Annotated in this window: 18 protein-coding genes and 1 tRNA gene; 14 read left to right on the top strand and 5 right to left on the bottom strand. The window is 70.3% G+C overall.

The annotated features are described in order from the left end of the window. Genes ribB through AC2D9U_RS01760 form a run of 5 tightly spaced genes read left to right on the top strand, consistent with a single transcriptional unit; the run spans nucleotide 1 to nucleotide 4,263 of the window. Nucleotides 1-1,119, top strand: coding sequence for a 3,4-dihydroxy-2-butanone-4-phosphate synthase (gene ribB, locus AC2D9U_RS01780; RefSeq protein WP_484747317.1), 1,119 nt, complete (start codon nucleotides 1-3; stop codon nucleotides 1,117-1,119). After that, entirely contained in the window at nucleotides 1,116-1,598 is a 483-nt protein-coding gene (ribH, locus tag AC2D9U_RS01775) for a 6,7-dimethyl-8-ribityllumazine synthase (protein ID WP_484745813.1), read from the top strand. The genes ribB and ribH overlap by 4 nt, the downstream gene beginning before the upstream one ends. Next, on the top strand, nucleotides 1,595-2,098 hold the full coding sequence (gene nusB / locus AC2D9U_RS01770) for a transcription antitermination factor NusB (protein WP_484745811.1): 504 nt from the start codon (nucleotides 1,595-1,597) through the stop codon (nucleotides 2,096-2,098). Before ribH ends, nusB begins: the two co-directional genes overlap by 4 nt. Continuing rightward, a complete protein-coding gene (gene thiL / locus AC2D9U_RS01765; protein WP_484745809.1) occupies nucleotides 2,099-3,058 on the top strand; it encodes a thiamine-phosphate kinase in 960 nt (319 codons plus the stop codon). 20 nt (nucleotides 3,059-3,078) lie between these two features. Further along, the gene (locus tag AC2D9U_RS01760) at nucleotides 3,079-4,263 is read left to right on the top strand and encodes an MFS transporter (protein ID WP_484745808.1); all 1,185 of its coding nucleotides are present in this window, start codon (nucleotides 3,079-3,081) and stop codon (nucleotides 4,261-4,263) included. Between the two features lie 23 nt (nucleotides 4,264-4,286). Here AC2D9U_RS01760 and AC2D9U_RS01755 read toward each other — a convergent pair whose 3' ends face one another. Both AC2D9U_RS01755 and AC2D9U_RS01750 read right to left on the bottom strand, forming a co-directional pair. Continuing rightward, nucleotides 4,287-4,889 carry a hypothetical protein gene (locus tag AC2D9U_RS01755; protein WP_484745806.1) on the bottom strand — a complete coding sequence of 201 codons (603 nt, stop codon included), beginning with the start codon at nucleotides 4,887-4,889 and terminating at the stop codon, nucleotides 4,287-4,289. Between the two features lie 334 nt (nucleotides 4,890-5,223). After that, a complete protein-coding gene (locus tag AC2D9U_RS01750) occupies nucleotides 5,224-5,790 on the bottom strand; it encodes an outer membrane protein assembly factor BamE (RefSeq protein WP_484745804.1) in 567 nt (188 codons plus the stop codon). An 85-nt stretch (nucleotides 5,791-5,875) separates the two neighbouring features. On the opposite strand from AC2D9U_RS01750, the gene AC2D9U_RS01745 reads away from it, so the two are divergent. The 7 genes from AC2D9U_RS01745 (at nucleotide 5,876) to AC2D9U_RS01715 (ending at nucleotide 10,312) form a co-directional block, all read left to right on the top strand. Beyond that, on the top strand, nucleotides 5,876-6,418 hold the full coding sequence (locus AC2D9U_RS01745; protein ID WP_484745802.1) for a ubiquinol-cytochrome C chaperone family protein: 543 nt from the start codon (nucleotides 5,876-5,878) through the stop codon (nucleotides 6,416-6,418). Beyond that, a complete protein-coding gene (locus AC2D9U_RS01740) occupies nucleotides 6,418-6,933 on the top strand; it encodes a YceD family protein (protein WP_484745800.1) in 516 nt (171 codons plus the stop codon). The genes AC2D9U_RS01745 and AC2D9U_RS01740 overlap by 1 nt, the downstream gene beginning before the upstream one ends. A gap of 115 nt (nucleotides 6,934-7,048) precedes the next feature. After that, nucleotides 7,049-7,249 carry a 50S ribosomal protein L32 gene (rpmF, locus tag AC2D9U_RS01735; RefSeq protein ID WP_484745799.1) on the top strand — a complete coding sequence of 67 codons (201 nt, stop codon included), beginning with the start codon at nucleotides 7,049-7,051 and terminating at the stop codon, nucleotides 7,247-7,249. Nucleotides 7,250-7,348: 99 nt separating this feature from the next. Then, the gene (gene plsX, locus AC2D9U_RS01730) at nucleotides 7,349-8,416 is read left to right on the top strand and encodes a phosphate acyltransferase PlsX (protein ID WP_484747315.1); all 1,068 of its coding nucleotides are present in this window, start codon (nucleotides 7,349-7,351) and stop codon (nucleotides 8,414-8,416) included. 44 nt (nucleotides 8,417-8,460) lie between these two features. After that, on the top strand, nucleotides 8,461-9,429 hold the full coding sequence (locus AC2D9U_RS01725; protein ID WP_484745796.1) for a beta-ketoacyl-ACP synthase III: 969 nt from the start codon (nucleotides 8,461-8,463) through the stop codon (nucleotides 9,427-9,429). Nucleotides 9,430-9,572: 143 nt separating this feature from the next. Beyond that, entirely contained in the window at nucleotides 9,573-9,887 is a 315-nt protein-coding gene (locus tag AC2D9U_RS01720; protein WP_484745795.1) for an integration host factor subunit alpha, read from the top strand. Then, nucleotides 9,884-10,312 carry a MerR family transcriptional regulator gene (locus AC2D9U_RS01715; RefSeq protein WP_484745793.1) on the top strand — a complete coding sequence of 143 codons (429 nt, stop codon included), beginning with the start codon at nucleotides 9,884-9,886 and terminating at the stop codon, nucleotides 10,310-10,312. Before AC2D9U_RS01720 ends, AC2D9U_RS01715 begins: the two co-directional genes overlap by 4 nt. On the opposite strand, the gene AC2D9U_RS01710 is transcribed toward AC2D9U_RS01715, so the two are convergent. Continuing rightward, nucleotides 10,313-11,185: a pirin family protein gene (locus AC2D9U_RS01710; RefSeq protein ID WP_484745791.1), complete on the bottom strand. Its 873-nt coding sequence runs from the start codon at nucleotides 11,183-11,185 to the stop codon at nucleotides 10,313-10,315. Between the two features lie 105 nt (nucleotides 11,186-11,290). Between AC2D9U_RS01710 and AC2D9U_RS01705 the strand changes: the two genes are divergently transcribed. Next, nucleotides 11,291-11,367: transfer RNA gene (locus tag AC2D9U_RS01705), tRNA-Pro, on the top strand. Between the two features lie 33 nt (nucleotides 11,368-11,400). On the opposite strand, the gene AC2D9U_RS01700 is transcribed toward AC2D9U_RS01705, so the two are convergent. Then, a complete protein-coding gene (locus AC2D9U_RS01700) occupies nucleotides 11,401-12,279 on the bottom strand; it encodes an MBL fold metallo-hydrolase (protein ID WP_484745789.1) in 879 nt (292 codons plus the stop codon). A 317-nt stretch (nucleotides 12,280-12,596) separates the two neighbouring features. Here AC2D9U_RS01700 and AC2D9U_RS01695 point away from each other — a divergent pair, with 317 nt between their 5' ends. Next, complete coding sequence (locus AC2D9U_RS01695; RefSeq protein WP_484745788.1) at nucleotides 12,597-15,794, top strand: hypothetical protein; 3,198 nt, start codon at nucleotides 12,597-12,599, stop codon at nucleotides 15,792-15,794. A gap of 55 nt (nucleotides 15,795-15,849) precedes the next feature. Here the strand turns inward: AC2D9U_RS01695 and AC2D9U_RS01690 are convergent, their stop codons facing one another. Continuing rightward, nucleotides 15,850-16,833, bottom strand: coding sequence for a Bug family tripartite tricarboxylate transporter substrate binding protein (locus tag AC2D9U_RS01690; protein WP_484745786.1), 984 nt, complete (start codon nucleotides 16,831-16,833; stop codon nucleotides 15,850-15,852).

Here is a 16,833-nt window from a genome sequence, read left to right as displayed (position 1 = left end):
GTGCAACCGACAGCCACCCGCTTCGCCGATTTCATCAGCCCCACCGAGGAACTGCTCGAGGAAGCGCGGCGCGGGCGCATGTTCATCCTGGTGGATGACGAGGACCGGGAGAATGAGGGCGACCTCGTGATCCCCGCGCAATTCGCCACGCCCGACGCCATCAACTTCATGGCGCGCCACGCGCGCGGCCTGATCTGCCTGGCCATGGCGCGCCACCGGGTGGAGCAGCTCGGCCTGCCGCTGATGGCGCAGTCGAACGGCACGCGCCATTCCACCGCCTTCACCGTGAGCATCGAGGCGCGGGATGGCGTCACCACCGGCATCTCGGCGGCCGATCGCGCCCGCACCGTGGCGGTGGCGATCAACCCCGAACTGGGGCGCGAGCACATCGTCACGCCGGGCCATGTCTTCCCGCTGGTCGCACGCGACGGCGGCACGCTGGTGCGCGCGGGACATACCGAGGCGGCGGTCGATTTCGCGCGCCTCGCGGGCCTCAACCCCTCCGGCGTGATCTGCGAGATCATGAACGATGACGGCACCATGGCCCGGATGCCCGACCTCGTTTCCTTCGCGCAGCATCATGGCCTCAAGCTCGGCACCATCGCCGACCTCATCGCCCATCGCCGCCGCACCGAACGCCTGGTCAAGCGCGTCGAGGAAGGCAGCGTGGAGGGCATCGGCGGCGCCTGGCGCATCATCGTCTATGCCTCGACGCTCGATTCCGGAGAGCATGTGGCACTGGTGAAGGGTGACCTCTCCACGCCCGCCCCGGTGCTGGTGCGCATGCACCAGGCCTCGCTGATGCGCGATCTGGTGATGGGCCGGGCGGAGGGCGAGTTGCACGCCGCGATGGAGGCCGTGGCCGCGGCCGGGCGCGGCGTCGTGGTGCTGATGCGCGATTGGCGGGCCGATGGGCTCAGCCAGCAGGTCCGCGCGCTGCGCAGCCGCCAGAGCGCCTCGCCCGAACTGCGCGACTACGGGATCGGGGCGCAGATTCTCGCCGATCTTGGCTTGCGCGACATCATTCGCCTGTCCGACAACCCGCGCCCTGTGGTGGGCCTCGAGGGCTATGGCCTCGCGGTGGTCGAGACCCGGCCGATTTCGAAGGAAAAGACGTGAGCACGAAAGACGCGCCCGTTCGCGCCGCAACCGCCCTCGAGGGCAGGCCGCCGCATCTGCTGGTGATCCAGGCGCCCTACTACAGCGATGTGGTGGGCGGCATGCTGGCCGGGGCGGCGCGCGTGCTGGCCGAGGTGGGGGCGACGCATGAGGTGGTTGATGTCGCCGGTGCCTTCGAACTGCCCGCCGCGCTCCGCATGGCGCTGTTCGCCGATACGGATTGGGACGGCTTCCTGCTGCTCGGCTGCGTGGTGAAGGGCGAGACGGACCATTACGACTTCATCTGCGACGCGGTCTGCCAGGGCGTGATGGCGATTGCGGCCGAGACCGGTGCCGCGCTTGGCTTCGGGCTGCTCACCGTCGCCAATCTGGAGCAGGCCATCGCGCGTTCGCGCGACGACCGGCACAACAAGGGGGCCGAGGCCGCGCATGCGGCGCTGGGCCAGATCGCCCTGGCGCGCCGGTGGCAGGCGGCATGAGCACGCCCAAGCCCGCGCCCGGCTTCCGCCCGCGCACCGCCGCGCGCCTTGCCGCCGTGCAGGCGCTGTTCCAGAGCGAGCAGGCCGGCGAGAGCCCCGAGGCCGTGGTGCAGGAATTCGTCCGCCACCGGCTCGGCCCCGATGGCAGCGATGACGGCATGGCGGAGGGGCGCATCCCCGATGTGGACGCCAAGCTCTTCGCCCGCATCGTGCGCACCACGGCGACGAAGATCGAATCGCTCGACGCGCAGATTGAGAAGGCGCTGGCCAAGGATTGGCCGATGGAGAAGCTCGACCCCGTGCTGCGCGCCTTGCTGCGCGCCGCCGCGGGTGAGCTTTCGCACCCGCATGAGCCGCCGGCCCGGGTGGTGATCAACGAATACCTCGACATCGCGCATGGCTTCTTCGTGGGCGACGAGCCGCGCTTCGCCAATGGCGTGCTGGATGCGCTGGCGCGGGCCTATCGCGCCGATGAATTCGCGCCGCCCCCGACGCGCTAGATGGGCCTGCCCGCCGAATTCGGCCTGATCGCGCGGCATTTCCGCCCGCTGGCCGGGCCCGGTGCGCTCGATCTGCTGGATGACGCCGCGCTGCTCGACCCGCCGCCGGGCCGCACGCTGGTGCTGGCCGCCGATGCGATGGTCGCGGGCGTGCATTTCCTGCCCGAGGACCCGCCCGCGACCATCGGGCGCAAGCTGTTGCGGGTGAACCTCTCCGACCTCGCGGCGATGGGGGCCGCGCCGCTCGGCTACCTGATGACCTGCGGCTTCCCGCGCGGCACGGATGATTCCTGGATCGCGGCCTTCGTGCAGGGGCTCGCCGAGGACCAGCGCGAATTCGGCCTGCAGGTGCTGGGCGGCGACACGGTCAGTACGCCCGGCCCGGCCAGCTTCTCCCTGACCATCCTCGGCACCGTCGCCCCGGGTGCGGCGCTGCGGCGGGTGGGGGCGCGGCCGGGCGATGATGTCTGGGTCTCGGGCAGCATCGGCGATGGCGCGCTTGGCCTGCTGAGCCTCACGGGCCGCCTGCCGCCCGACGAGCATCTGGCCCGCCGCTACCGCCTGCCGGAACCGCGCCTCGCCCTCGGGCAGGCGCTCACGGGCCTCGCGCGGGCGGCGATGGATGTCTCGGACGGGCTGGTGCAGGACCTCGGCCATCTCGCGCGCGCCGGGGGCTGCGGGGCGGAGATCGAGGCGGCGCTGGTGCCGCTTTCCGCCCCCGCGCAGGCGGCGCTGGCGGCGGCGCCGACCCTGTTGGAAAGAATTCTCGGCGGCGGCGATGATTACGAGCTGATTTTCGCGGCCGACCCCGCCGACGCAGAACGGATCCGCGCTGCCGGCATGGGGGCAGGGGTAGCGGTCAGCCGCATCGGGCGCTTCACTGCGGCGGCGGGGGTGGTGGTGCGCGGGGAGTCCGGCGCGCCGCTCAGCCTGCCGCAGGGCGGATGGAGCCACTTCTGATGGATACGGCAGAACGCGCGATGAAGCCGGTCTTGGATGAGCGCGCCATGCGGCGCGACGTCTGGCTCCTGTTCTTCTGCCAGGCGCTGATGAACGCCTCGGTGGTGGGGCAGGTCGCGATGGGCGCGCTGGTCGGCTACTCGCTGGCCGAGAACAAGGCGCTGGCGACGCTGCCGCTCGGGCTGCAGATGCTGGCGACGATGTGCGCCTCGATCCCGGCCGGCATCATCTTCGCCCGGCTCGGCCGGCGCGCCGGCTTCCTGGTGGGGGCTGCGGGGTCCTTCTGCGGCGCGCTCACCTTCGCGGCCGGCATCTGGATGGGCGATTTCTGGCTCTACACGGCCGGCGCGCTGCCGGCGGGCATCGGCTTCGGCATCGCCCAGCACTACCGTTTCGCGGCCTCGGAGGTCGCCTCGCCGGCCTATCGGCCGCGCGCGATCAGCCTGGTGATGGCGGGCGGCGTGCTGGCGGCGATCTTCGGGCCGGAGCTGGTGAAGCACAGCAAGGACCTGTTCCAGCCCTTCCTCTTCCTCGGCACCTACATGTTCCTCGCGGTGCTGCCGATCCTGTGCATGGTGCTGCTGATGCAGGTGCGCCTGCCGCCCGCGCCCCCGCGCCCGAAGGTGGCGACCCCCGTGGGCGAGATCATCCGCCGCCCGGCCTTCCTGGCGGCGGCCATCACCGGTGCCATCGCCTATGGCACGATGAACCTGCTGATGACCTCGACGCCGCTCGAGATGATGGCCTGCGGCTTCGGGGTGGGCGCGAGTGCGACCGTGATCCAGGCCCATGCGGTGGCCATGTTCGCGCCGGGCTTCTTCACCGGTCGGCTGATCCAGCGCTTCGGCGTGCGGCAGGTGATCGCGGCCGGCGCCGCCCTGAACGCGCTCTGCGTGCTGGTGGCGGTGAATGGCGAGACCTTCTGGCACTTCACCGTGGCGCTGGCGCTGCTTGGCCTGGGGTGGAACTTCATGTTCACCGGCGCCACCAACCTTCTGGGTGAGGCCCATCGGCCGGAAGAGCGCGTGCGCGCGCAGACCGCCAACGACTTCATCGTCTTCGGCACCGTTGCCTGCACGGCGCTGGGGTCGGGCGTGCTGCATGCCGGGGCAGGGTGGAACGTGCTGAACCTGGCGGTGCTGCCCACGCTGGTGGTCGCGGTCGTGCTGGTGCTCTGGCCGCGGCGGGCGCCCCGCCTGGCCTGAGCTGCGCGCGCCCGCGCCCGCCTTCAGCCGCTGAACAGGCTGCCCGTGCCGGTTGCCCCGCCGGTGCCGCCGGATCCGGCCGCGCCACCAGCCCCACCAGGCCCGCCGGTGCCGGTGCCGCCGATGCCGCCCGCGCCGCCCGTCCCACCCGTGCCGCCTGCGCCACCCAGCCCGGCCGTGCCGCCGACGCCGCCCAGGCCGCCGACCCCACCCAGGCCCCCGATCCCCCCCGTGCCGCCATTACCGCCATTGCCGCCCTGGGGACCGACATAGCCGTCCGTCGCGCCGCCGGTGCCACCGGCGCCGCCGATGCCACCCGAACCGCCATGGCCACCTGTGCCGCCGAATCCGCCCTCGCCGCCATCCGTCGGGCCGCCGATTCCCCCTGTGCCGCCCGAACCGCCCGCAGCGCCACCATCGCCGAACAGCAGATCGCCGACGCCAAGCGCGCCGCCACTGCCGCCGATCATCGTGTCGTCCTCCGGCGGCGGCTCGCCATCGCCGGGGGGGCCACCCCAATTCTGGCCCATCGGGTCATTCGGGTCGGTGCCGCCCGCGCCAGCGCCGCCCGTACCGGTGCTCACGCCGCCCAGCACCCGGTCCAGCGCGGCCAAATCCAGCGGCACCGGTTCCATCCGATCCTGACGCCTGCCTGTCATATGTCCCGGTCCTTCCGCGCGCGGCCCTGGAGCCCTGTCCGGCCGGATGCGATCATCCGATCCGAATGGGGCCCTGGAAGCCGTGATTCCCTGAGCACGAGGTCCCTCCAGAAGGACGGGTCGCGCTCGCGTTGCGCAGGCTACCGGGTCGGGGCAGGGACGGACAACAAGGCTGATCCTCTCACAGCCATGGGCTTTTCCGAAGGCGCCGCTGGCTTGCGCCATGGCAGCGCCGGGAGGGGCAGGGGCGCGAAGCCTGCGGCGCCCAGCGGCGAGGCCCAAGGCCAGCCGGCGCCTGCCCTCAGCGTCCGCTGGCGGTGGAGTTGCCGGGGCCGCCCTGCTGGGCCGGCAGGCCGGGGGCGAGCCGCCCGAGATTGCCGAAGAGCCGCTGGAGGAAGGTGCGCTCATTGCCCGGAGAGGGCGTCTCGCGCTCGACGAAGGCCACTTCGCGGCGTGCTTCGGGGCCGATGCGCCGGATTTCCTGCACGATTCCGGCATCGTTGAAGCGGACCAGCACCACCTGCTGGTTCTCCATCGCCGGGCCACGGCCCGGGCGCTGGCGCGTCACGCCGCTGATGTAGAACCACTCCCGGTCCTCGAAGGTGCCGGTGGCGGAGGGCGAGCCGAGCAGGGACTGGATGTCGGCGCGGCCGGTCACGCCGGGCGTTACCTGTGCCAGGGTCTCATCCTCGATATGGATGCCGCGGTTCGTGCGGGGCACGTCGAACATGTCGGGGCCGGGCAGGCCGGTCATCCAGTTGTCTGAGCAGCCGCCGAGCAGGAGCGCGGCCATCAAGGCCACGCCGGGCAAGGCGCGCGGGGCGCCGCGTCGGGCGGCGATATTGACCGGATGGGCAGAGCTATCCATGTGGGCGCAATGCCACCCCACCGCGGCGCGGTCAACGGCGGCGCTGCCTCGGGGCGCGCCTCTTCATTCTGGATCGGAGTCTCGCATGGGCCTGCTCGGCCTCTTCCGCCGCAAGCCGCATGAACGGGCCGGCTTCGCGCTTTACGGAGCGGCCGTGGGCGCCGCGCGCCATCCGCATTTCTTCGCCCAGCTCGGCGTGCCGGACACGCTCGATGGGCGCTTCGACGTGGTGGCGCTGCATGTCGCCTTGGTGATCCGGCGCCTGCGGCGGGACCCGGATCCGCGCGGGCAGGAATTGGCGCAGGCGGTGTTCGACGCGATGTTCGCTGACATGGACGTGAATCTGCGCGAGATGGGGGTCAGCGACCTGGCGGTGGGCAAGCGCGTGAAGCGGATGTGGGAGGCCTTCCATGGCCGCGCCGCCGCCTATGAGGCCGCGCTCGACGCGCAGGACATGCCCGCTTTGGCCGAGGCGCTGGCGCGCAATGTCTGGCGTGGCACGGCGCCGGAGGGCGCGGCGGCGGCGCTGGCGGCCCGCGCGGCGGTGCTGGATGGCGTGCTCGCGGGCCTCCCCTTCGCCCCGCTGCTGGCCGGGGAGCTGACCCTGCCCGAGTTGGAGCCCGCCTGATGACGCCCGAATTCGCCCGCCCGACACGCCTGCCGCCCAAGGCGAGGCGGCTGGCCCTGGTGGCAAGCGCCGCCGAATGCGCGGCCCTGGCCGAACGCTTCGCCATTCTCGGCATCGCGGATTTCGCGGCCGAGCTGCAGCTCCTGCCCGAGACCGATGGATCGGTGCGGGTCGAGGGGCAGTTGCGCGCGACGGTGACCCAGGCCTGCGTGACGACGCTGGAGCCGGTGGTGCAGCAGGTGCTCGCCCCGCTCGCGCTGCGCATCCTGCCGGAGGGCACCCCGCCCACGGATGACGACCCCGAAAGCCCCGATGAGATCGAGAGCGCGGGCGGCATGGTCGATCTGGGCGAGGTCTGCGCCGAGCAGTTGGCCCTCGCGCTCGACCCCTATCCGCGCCTGCCCGAGGCCGAGGTGCCGGCCGAGTATCGCGCGCCGGGCGAAGAAAGCGTCGCGGAGACCCCGAAGGCGCGTCCGAATCCGTTCGCGGCGCTGGCGCAGTTCAAGCGCGGCTGATATGCGTCCGCCCCTCGGCCCCATTCCGGGGTTGTGCTTGCGCCGTCGGGGGTGCGGTGGTAATCCCCGCGGCCCCGCTTATTTTTCAGTTTGTTGACGAGAAAGGCTCGGCACCATGGCCGTTCCGAAGAAGAAGGTTTCGCCCTCCCGCCGCGGCATGCGCCGCAGCCATGAGGCGCTCACGGCATCGGCTCATGTCGAGTGCTCCAATTGCGGCGAGCTGAAGCGCCCGCATCACGTCTGCTCGCATTGCGGCCATTATGATGGCCGTGAAGTGATGGCGGCGGACAAGGCCAAGGGCGTGGTTCGCGTCTGAGACCGGGCCGGCACGGCATTCGCGCATGACATGCTCCGTGGTGCCTTCCCGGCCGAGCCGGGGCCAGGCGCAGCAGGGCCGGGGGCGTAGGTCGTGAACCTGCCCCTCAAGGGCGCATCCAGGCCTGCACCGTCCTTCTCGCTCGCGATCGACGCCATGGGCGGCGATCACGCGCCGGATTCGGTGCTTGACGGCCTGGAGCTTGCTGCCGAACGCCATCCGCATGCCCGCTTCCTGCTGGTAGGTGATGAGGCGCGCCTGGGCGCGTTGCTCGCCCGTCGGCCGCGCGCGGCCAAGGCCTGCAGCCTGCGCCATGCGCCGGAGGCCATTCCAGGCGACATGAAGCCGACCGCCGCCCTCCGGGTGCGCGGCAGCTCCATGCGCGTCGCGATCGATGCGGTCGCGGCGGGCGAGGCGTCAGGCGTGGTCTCGGCCGGCAACACGGGTGCGCTGATGGCGCTCGCCAAGATCGTGGTGAAGACGCTGCCCGAGATCGACCGCCCGGCGCTGGCCGCGATCGGCCCCTCGGCGCGCGGCGATGTCGTGATGCTCGACCTCGGCGCCAACCTGCAATGCGATGCGCGCAACCTGGTGGAGTTCGCCGTGATGGGCGACGTCTTCGCGCGCGCGGTGCTCGGCCTCACCAACCCCACCCTCGGCCTGCTCAATGTGGGCAGCGAGGAGCTGAAGGGCGATGAGCGCGTGCGCCAGGCGGCGGAGACGCTGCGCGACAGCCATATCGGCGCGAATTTCCGCGGCTTCGTCGAAGGCCATGACATCGCCGCCGGCACGGTGGACGTGATCGTCACCGATGGCTTCACCGGCAATGTCGCCCTCAAGACCGGGGAGGGCGCGCTGAAGCTGATGCGCGACCTGCTGCGCCAGGTCTTCACGAGTTCGGTCCCCGCCCGCATGGGCTACCTGCTGGCCCGCCCGGCGCTCGACCGGCTGCGCGAGTGGATGGACCCGCGCCGCTACAACGGCGCCGTGCTGATCGGCCTGAACGGCATGGTGGTGAAGAGCCATGGCGGCACGGATGGCGTGGGCTTCGCCCATGCTGTTGATGTCGCGATGGACATGGTGACGCACCGCTTCAACGAACGGATCCAGGAGGGCCTGGCCCTGCTGGCTGAACGCCAGGCTTCGGTCGTGGCCACGCCGCGCTGAGCGACTCATGGGGCTGCGCCACGCATGATGCAGGGGGAAGCGCGATGCGCGCGGTGATCCGGGGCACCGGCGGCTATCTGCCGGCGCGTTCCCTCAGCAATGACGAATTGGCGGCCTGGAAGGGCCTCGACACCTCCGACGCCTGGATCGTCGAGCGCACCGGCATCCGCCGGCGGCACATCGCCGCCGAGGGGGAGACCTGCTCGGACATGGGCCTCGCCGCCGCCCAGGCGGCGCTGGCCCAGGCGGGAGTGGGGCCGGAGGCGGTGGATTGCATCATCGTCGCCACCACCACCCCCGACAGCGGCTTCCCGGCGACCGCCGCGCGCATCCAGGGGCGCCTGGGCCTGACGCGCGGCTTCGCCTTCGACATCTCGGCCGCCTGCACCGGCTTCATCTACGGGCTGGGCCTGGCCGATTCGCTGATCCGCACCGGCCAGGCGCGCGGCGTGCTGGTGATCGGCGCCGAGGTCTATTCGCGCATCCTCGACTGGACGGATCGCGGCACCTGCGTGCTGTTCGGTGACGGGGCCGGCGCCGTCTTCCTGGAAGCCAGGGCGGATCTTCCGGCGGGGCAGGGGCTGCTCTCCACGCATCTGCACGCGGATGGGCGCCATGCCGACATCCTGCAGGTCGAGGGCGGGGCGGGTTCCACCGGCGGCACCGGGCTGCTCCGCATGGCCGGCAAGGAAGTCTTCAAGCACGCCGTCACCAAGCTCGCCGGCGTGGTGGAGGAAGCACTCACCGCCAATGGCGTGGCGCAGTCCGACATCGCCTGGCTGGTGCCCCATCAGGCGAACCTGCGGATCATCGAGGGGATCGGCAAGAAGCTGGGCCTGCCGATGTCGCGCGTGGTGGTGACGGTGGACCGGCACGCCAATACCTCGGCCGCTTCCGTGCCGCTCGCCCTGGCGGAGGCCACGCGCGATGGCCGCATCAAGACAGGCGATCTGGTGCTGATGGAGGCGATCGGCGGCGGGCTGACCTGGGGTGCGGCGCTCGCTCGCTTCTGAATATCCTTTGTTTTCAGCCCATAACATATCTGTCTTCGCGTGATCTTGGAGCGGCATGTCGGCCCCCGAAAGACCATGGTTGACGCCCGGCACGGATACCGGTTTTGTTTGCCGTTGAGGGACTTGCGGGGACTGGCTACGGCATGAAAACGATCACGCGCGCGCATCTCGCGGAGGCGATCTACACCGAGGTTGGCCTCTCCCGGAACGAGAGTGCCGCGCTGCTGGAAACCGTGCTGGAACGCATGTCGGCCGCGCTGGAAGCCGGCGAGCCGGTGAAGATCTCGGCCTTCGGCAGCTTCGTGGTGCGCCAGAAGGGGCGCCGCGTCGGGCGGAACCCCAAGACCGGCGTCGAGGTGCCGATCCTGCCGCGCAAGGTTCTGGCCTTCCGTCCCTCCCATGTGCTCCGCGCCCAGCTCAATCCGGGCGCTGCGGTCGAGGCGGATGAGGAGGCATGAGCCCGAGCGACGAGGCCGATGGCGAGGCCGGCCGCGCGCGGGCACGCAAATCCCCCACGGCATTCCGCACGATCAGCGAGGTCGCGGACGATCTTCAGATCCCGCAGCACGTGCTGCGTTTCTGGGAGAGCAAGTTTCCCCAGCTCAAGCCCCTGAAGCGCGGCGGCGGGCGGCGCTACTACCGGCCCGAGGATATCGCGCTGCTCAAGCGGATCTCGGACCTGCTCTACACCCAGGGCTACACGATCAAGGGCGTGCAGCGCCTGCTGCGCGAGGGCGGGATCGAGGAAGCAGGCGGGACGCCCGAATTGCCGCTCGGCGATCTCGATGGTGACGAGGCCGAGGCGCCGGACGCGCTGCGTGAGGCGCTGGACGCGCTCGAGCGCCTTTCCCACGAATTGCGCGCGCTGGCTGCGCGCGGGTAGCTACAGCCGCACGCTGCCGAACTTCCCGGCCTGGTAGTCGCGGATCGCGGCCTCGATCTCGGCTGGCGTGTTCATCACGAAGGGGCCGTGCGCGACGATCGGCTCGTTGTAGGGCGTGGCGCAGCCGAACAGCACCACCGCGCCCGCCGGGCCCGCCCGGAGGTCGAGGGCGTCGCCATCCGCATGCAGCTGCGCCAGCGTGGCCGCCGGCACGGGCGCGCCGGCAACCGCCAGGGCGCCGCTGACCACATAGAGGAACACGCTCTGCTGCTCCGGCGCTGGCGGGCGTAGCGCCGCGTCGGGGACCATGCGCAGCACCGCCATGGACAGGTCGGTCGGCGGCCGCACGGGGCCCTCCTGCCCGGCCCAGGCGCCGGCGATGAGGTCGATCGCCACCCCGTCCTGCGTCAGGCGCGGCAGCTCGGCCTGTTGCAGGCCCTGATAGCGCGGCGGGGTCATCTTCAGCCGCGCCGGCAGGTTCACCCAGAGCTGCAGGATCTCCAGCGGCCCGCCCTGCCGGCGAAACGACTCGGGCGAGATCTCTGCATGGACGAGCCCGCTGCCAGCGCTCATCCATTGCACGCCCCCGGCCTCGATCACGCTTTCATGCCCGCCGCTGTCCAGATGCGCGAGCGAACCCGCCAGGATGAAGGTGAGCGTGGCGAAGCCGCGATGCGGGTGCGGCCCGAAGGGCAGGCCGCGATTCCCGGGCCGGTAGGTCTGCGGCCCGTGATGGTTCAGGAACAGGAAGGGGTCGAGATGGTCGAGCCGCGGGCCGGGCAGGGGCCGGCGCGTGGTGAGGTCGCCGATGTCGTCGCGCAGCGCCGGATGCAGGGCGCGCAGCGTGCGGAAGCGGGGGGCGGGAGGGCTCATGGCCGCGCGTTCCTGCCCGTGTGCCTGTGGTCCGTCAATCGGATGCACAAGCTGGCCGGGCGGGGGTTGGCGCGGGGGCATGGGCGGTGCTATCTGCGCCGCAGTCGGAGTGTAGCGCAGCCTGGTAGCGCATCAGTCTGGGGGACTGGGGGTCGTGGGTTCGAATCCCGCCACTCCGACCATCCTGCCGTTACCCGCCGGCAGTCCTTCGACCTCTAAAGCGCGTTCAGCGGCACTTTCAGGAAGTGCCGGCCGGTGGCGTCCGCGGGCGGCAGCGCGCCGGCGCGCATGTTCACCTGCAGCGCCGGAATGATCAGCTTGGGCATCGCCAGGGTGGCGTCGCGCGCCTCGCGCAGGGCGACGAACTGCTCTTCCGTCACCCCGTCGCGCACATGGATGTTGTGCGCGCGCTGTTCGGCCACCGTCGTCTCCCAGCGGATCTCGCGGCCATTCGGGCCGTAGTCGTGGCACATGAACAGCCGTGTCGCCGGCGGCAGGGCGAGTACGCGCTGGATCGAGCGATAGAGGGTGCGCGCATTGCCGCCCGGAAAATCCGCCCGCGCCGAGCCGCCATCGGGCATGAACAGCGTATCGCCCACGAAGGCCGCATCGCCGATCAGATGCGTCATGCAGGCGGGGGTGTGCCCGGGCGTGTGCCATGTCCGCGCGAGCAGCCCGCCGATCTGGTAGCTGTCACCCTCCTGGAACAGGCGGTCGAACTGGCTGCCGTCGCGCTGGAATTCGGTGCCTTCGTTGAAGATCTTGCCGAAGACCTCCTGCACCTCGGTGATGCCGGCGCCGATGCCGATGCGCCCGCCCAACTTGCCCTGGATATAGGGCGCGGCGGAGAGGTGGTCGGCGTGGACATGCGTCTCGATCAGCCACTCCACGGTCAGGCCCTGCGCCTCGACATGGGCGATGATGGCATCTGCCGAGGCATGGCTGAGTCGGCCGGCGGCGTAGTCGATGTCGAGGACGCTGTCGATCACGGCACAGGCGGGTGAGGCCGGGTCCTTGACCACGTAGCTGACCGTATTGGTCGCGGGATCGAAGAAGGCGGTGACCACCGGGACACCGGCGGATGCATCGGCCATGGCATGTCTCCTCGAATCAAGGGCGCCAGCGTGCCAGGAGCAGGGTGGCCTTGCCAGCAGCCCGTGGGGGTAGGAATTCAAGACCCGGAGATGAATAAATAAAGGCTGGAACGCGATCCGAAAAAACAAGTCAAATCAGTAAGATGTATCTTATACACTATGTCAAGGATCGATGCAATTCGAATATCTTGATCTGGGTCAATGTCACGATGCCACCAATGTCTTGAATCCCCACAGGAGGGCGGGAACGTAGCCAGGGGCCGGCGGATCATGCCCCGGGGCACCGCGCCACGCCGCTCCGCAGGAGGAGATGCGAGATGTCTTTCACGAACGGCGACAACATCCTGAATGTACCACTCGGGGAAACCAATGGCGCGGATGCGCTGGGTGGGGTGGATACGCTGGTGATGAACTGGTCGGTCCTGACCGGGCCGATTTCATTCCAGGATGGCTATTGGCGTTACTTTACCGATGACATGAACAACACGGTGGAGTTCCGCAATTTCGAGCGTTACCAGCTCACCGGCGGGGCGGGCGGCGATGAGCTGGTCGGCGGCGATCTGGACGATTCGCTGAGCGGCAGCGGCGGCGATGACGTGCTCTCGGGCGGCCTTGGCGCCGACGTCATCGATGGCGGTGCCGGTCTCGATCAGTGGCGCGTCAACTACGAATCCCTGGGCGCCGTCGTCAACGACGTCCGTCTGCTCGGCGGCGGGGCGACGCATGTCGTGGGTTCCACCAACGCCCAGATCCGCAACGTTGAATCCCTCTACTTCGTCGGCGGGGCCGGCACGGATCTGATCGATACCTCCGCCGTCTCCGGCGATGACGAACTCTACCTGCGTGGCGGCGACGACACCGCCGTGCTCGGGCTCGGCCGCCACTACGTGAATGGTGAAGGCGGCACGGACACGCTGGTCGTCAACTACGGCAGCCTCACCACCGACATCGTGCGCTGGGACATTGGCTGGGGCTGGAACCGCTTCGGCGACCAGCAGGGCCTGAGCCACTACACGGATTTCTACGGCTTCGAGCGGTTCCACCTCAGCGGCGGGTCGGGCAACGACAATTTCGCCGGTGGCAGCGACAACGACATCCTCGCCGGCAATGCCGGCAATGACTGGCTGGACAGCGGCGGCGGCCTGGGCATCGACGTGGTGCAGGGCGGTGCGGGCACCGACACCTGGGCCTTCGACCTCTCGGGCTTCGTCAGCACCTCTGTGAACATCGCCGCCGATACGGCCGTGGTCAGCACGGGCCATACCGTCACCGGCATCGAGCAGCTGTATGGCAGCTTCGGCATCGGCGACGACACGGTGGTGGCGCGTGCCGGCCTGTTCAACGACAGCGTCTGGCTCGGCGAGGGCAATGACAGCTTCACCTCCGGTCGCGGACGCGACTATGTGAACGCCGGGGGTGGCGACGATCTGCTGGTGATGAACTGGACCAGCGAGAACACGCCCGTCACCTGGGCCGATACCGGCTATGGCTGGCAGCGCTTCGCCACGGCATTGAGCCAGATCGACTACTACAACGTCGAACGCTTCCAGCTCAGCGGCGGGTCGGGCAGCGACGATCTGCGCGGCGGTGGCGCCAACGATACGCTGAACGGCGGGGCCGGCAACGACACGCTGCGCAGCGCCACCGGCGATGCGCAGATCAATGGCGGCAGCGGCAATGATCTCTGGACGGCCGACCTTTCTGCCGAGGTCGCCGCTGTCCAGATCAACCTCCAGGCCAGCCAGACCACCGCGCAGGGTGTGGCCGCGGGGCTGAACATCCGCGCCATCGAGCAGCTCTCGCTGACCACCGGCGCGGCCGGGGACAACATCAACGCCGCAGGCTTCGCGCTGAACGATTGGCTCGACCTGCGCGGCGGCGACGACACCTTCAATGGCGGCGCGGGCATCGATACGGTCAATGGCGGCAGCCATGCAGCCCTGGGCGACCTGCTGGTGGCGGATTTCTCAGCCTCCGCGCCGCGCGTCTCCCACAGCGACCAGGGCTATGGCTGGTGGCGCGTGGGCAATGCCGATGGCACGCAATCGGTCGACTACTACGGCATCGAGCGCTTCCACCTGACCGGCAGCGTCGGCGCGGACGCGCTCTCGGGCGGCAATGGCGGCGATACGCTGAACGGCGGCGAGGGCAATGACATCCTCGATGGTGCCGGCGGTACCGACCTCATCATCGGCGGCCTGGGCGTGGATCGCTGGAGCGGCAATCTCGGCGGCGCGGTGGTCCCCGTGACGCTGACGCTCAGCGCCGCCGGCAATGCGACCATCGGCGGCAGCGGCACGGTCCTGAACGGCATCGAGAATATCAGCCTGACCACCGGCGCGGGCAATGATGCGATCAACACCTCCGCGATGGCCGGCGGTGATGAGAACCTCGCCCTCGGCGATGGCAACGATACCGCCACGCTGGGCACCGGCCATGCCGTGGTGAACATGGGCGCGGGCAACGACCTGGTGGTGGCGGATTTCTCCACCTCCACGACCACGGTGCGCATGCGCGACATCGGCTATGGCTGGTGGCGCGTGGATGACGGCCTGGCCAATGTCAACCGCGTGGACATGTACGCCTTCGAGCAGATCGCGATCACCGGCGGCAGCGCCGATGACCGGCTGCGCGGCTTCGGCGGCGGCGATGTGCTGGTGGGAGGCCTGGGCGCCGACCTGCTGGTGGGGCATGAAGGCGACGATATCCTCACCGGTGGGGCGGGGGACGACATGTTCCACGTCTGGCAGGGCTCGGGCACCGACCTCATCACCGATGCCGCGGCCGGCGACACCATCCGCGTCAGCGGCCTGGCCTCGGCCGGGCAGGTGACCGTGGTGGCGAATGCAGGGGCGACCACGGCCAATAACGCGGTCGAGCTGCAGGTGATCGACGGCGAGACGCTGCTCTACATCGGCCGCAACGGCACGGCCGGGGCGGATGTCACCGTGCGCCTGCAGGGCGTCTACGAGGCCGCCGACTTCCAGCTCGCCGGCCGCGACATCCGCCTGGTCGGCGGCTCGTCGAGCGGTGGCTCCGGCGGCGACGATACGCTCACCGGCACCAGCGGCAATGACAGCCTCTCGGGCGGCATCGGCAATGACCGGCTGGTGGGCCTGGGCGGCGACGACGTGCTGGGCGGCGATGAGGGGGCGGATACGCTGCTGGGCGGGCTGGGGGCGGATACGCTCACCGGCGGCGCGGGCACCGACCGCTTCGTCTATGCCAGCGTGGCCGAGAGCGGGCCGGGTGGCATCTATCGCGATGTCATCGTGGACTTCGTCTTCGGCACCGAGAAGATCGATCTCTCGGCGATCGATGCGAACCCCTACCTCAACGGCAACCAGGCCTTCACCTGGCGTGGGGCGAGCGGCTTCAGCGGTGGGGCGGGCCAGCTGCGCTACAACGCCGCCGAGGATCTGCTCGAAGCCGATGTGACCGGCGACGCGGTGGCGGATTTCCAGGTCCAGATCCTGGGCCTGGCGAGCATGGCCGCGACCGACGTGATCCTGTAGCGCAGGAACACGTGACCAGGGCCAGGCCGGCGCAACCGCGCCGGCCCGTGCCGTTTCAGTCCAGCCGCGCCCCCGAGATCCGCACCACCTCGCGCCATTTCTCGTTCTCGGCGCGGATGAAGGCCTCGAACTCCGCCGGGCCCAGCGGGCGGGGTTCGGCGCCGATCTGGCGCTGGCGGGCGACCACGGCCGGATCGGCCGAAATCTCGGCGATGGCGGCCGCGTAGCGCGCCAGGATCGGGGCGGGCATGCGCGCGGGCGCCTGCACACCGAACCAGGCCACGGCCTCGAAGCCCGGGATCCCGCCCTCCTGAACCGTCGGCGTCTCGGGCACCGCGAACCAGCGCTGCGCGGAGGTGACGGCGATCAGCTTCAGCGTGCCGGCGCGGATGTGCTGCAGATAGGCCGGCAGGTTGTCCATCGCCATCTGGATATTGCCCGCGATCAGGTCCGGCACCACGCCGCCCGTGCCGCGATAGGGCACATGCGTGATCTCGATGCCGGCGCGGACCTTGAAATACTCGCCCGAGAGATGTCCCGAGGTGCCGTTGCCCGGCGTGCCGTAGTTGATCCGCCCCGGATTGGCCTTCGCATAGGCGATCAGCTCGGCCAGCGTGTTCGCCGGCACCGAGGGATGCACGATGATGCCGTTGGCCACGAGGTTCACCAGCGCCACCGCCGCCAGCTCATCCGGGCGGAAGGGCATGCGGCTGTAGAGGAACTGGTTGATGCTCGCCGTGCCGATCGTGCACATCAGCAGCGTATGCCCGTCGGGGTCGCTGCGCGCGACGTTCTCGGCGCCGACATTGCCGCCCGCGCCGGGGCGGTTGTCCACCACCACGGGCTGGCCGAGCATCGGGGCCAGCCGTTCGGCCAGCAGCCGCGCCGTGAGGTCCGTGGCCCCGCCGCCCTGGAAGGGGACGACGATGCGCACCGGGCGGCTCGGCGCCCAGGGCTGCGCATTCCCCTGGGCGAGGGCGGCGCCGGAGAAGGGCAGGGCAAGTGCGGCGCCCAACGTGCCGCGGCGGGTGAGGGCCAT

It is taken from the genome of Roseomonas sp. TF40 (genome assembly GCF_057219975.1).
The sequence above is the reverse complement of the archived record's forward strand: the minus strand, read 5'-3'. Positions and strand labels throughout refer to the sequence as shown.

Bases quoted from the DNA above. Each gene is read 5' to 3' on its own strand.
- nusB (WP_484745811.1), top strand. From the start codon at position 1,595: ATGAGCACGCCCAAGCCCGCGCCCGGCTTCCGCCCGCGCACCGCCGCG.
- thiL (WP_484745809.1), top strand. From the start codon at position 2,099: ATGGGCCTGCCCGCCGAATTCGGCCTGATCGCGCGGCATTTCCGCCCG.
- AC2D9U_RS01760 (WP_484745808.1), top strand. From the start codon at position 3,079: ATGAAGCCGGTCTTGGATGAGCGCGCCATGCGGCGCGACGTCTGGCTC.
- AC2D9U_RS01750 (WP_484745804.1), bottom strand. From the start codon at position 5,790: ATGGATAGCTCTGCCCATCCGGTCAATATCGCCGCCCGACGCGGCGCC.
- AC2D9U_RS01745 (WP_484745802.1), top strand. From the start codon at position 5,876: ATGGGCCTGCTCGGCCTCTTCCGCCGCAAGCCGCATGAACGGGCCGGC.
- AC2D9U_RS01740 (WP_484745800.1), top strand. From the start codon at position 6,418: ATGACGCCCGAATTCGCCCGCCCGACACGCCTGCCGCCCAAGGCGAGG.
- rpmF (WP_484745799.1), top strand. From the start codon at position 7,049: ATGGCCGTTCCGAAGAAGAAGGTTTCGCCCTCCCGCCGCGGCATGCGC.
- AC2D9U_RS01725 (WP_484745796.1), top strand. From the start codon at position 8,461: ATGCGCGCGGTGATCCGGGGCACCGGCGGCTATCTGCCGGCGCGTTCC.
- AC2D9U_RS01720 (WP_484745795.1), top strand. From the start codon at position 9,573: ATGAAAACGATCACGCGCGCGCATCTCGCGGAGGCGATCTACACCGAG.
- AC2D9U_RS01715 (WP_484745793.1), top strand. From the start codon at position 9,884: ATGAGCCCGAGCGACGAGGCCGATGGCGAGGCCGGCCGCGCGCGGGCA.
- AC2D9U_RS01710 (WP_484745791.1), bottom strand. From the start codon at position 11,185: ATGAGCCCTCCCGCCCCCCGCTTCCGCACGCTGCGCGCCCTGCATCCG.
- AC2D9U_RS01700 (WP_484745789.1), bottom strand. From the start codon at position 12,279: ATGGCCGATGCATCCGCCGGTGTCCCGGTGGTCACCGCCTTCTTCGAT.
- AC2D9U_RS01695 (WP_484745788.1), top strand. From the start codon at position 12,597: ATGTCTTTCACGAACGGCGACAACATCCTGAATGTACCACTCGGGGAA.
- AC2D9U_RS01690 (WP_484745786.1), bottom strand. From the start codon at position 16,833: ATGGCCCTCACCCGCCGCGGCACGTTGGGCGCCGCACTTGCCCTGCCC.